At 38.9% G+C, this 288-nt stretch carries 1 protein-coding gene; it reads right to left on the minus strand.

Annotated elements, in window-relative coordinates; all coding sequences use genetic code 11:
• Window positions 1–288, minus strand: a 288-nt coding sequence (locus ACVCZW_RS00210; RefSeq protein ID WP_452231310.1) for a hypothetical protein, incomplete at both ends; no start/stop codon positions are given.

Genomic DNA, 288 nt, shown 5'->3' on the forward strand with positions numbered 1-288 from the left:
AGATTCAAGCGCAAGTATGTTAGCAGTATTCCAAGCATCGGCAATAGTTTCGTTATCATCTGCTGTACAATCTACAGAGGCATCTGTAACTGTAGTACAAACTGTTAAATCTGGACCGATAGAATCGTTAAGCGTAAGAATTGCAATAAGTATAGTTTCGTTATCACAATCATCTGCAACGGTATAGGTAACTGTAATTGTACCACCAAGTCCACAAGTGGAAGCAAGGTTGGCAAAAGCATAATCTGAAGTTACATCGAATACCGCATCTGTATCACAAGAATCTGT

The organism is Lacinutrix sp. MEBiC02595 (assembly GCF_053601555.1).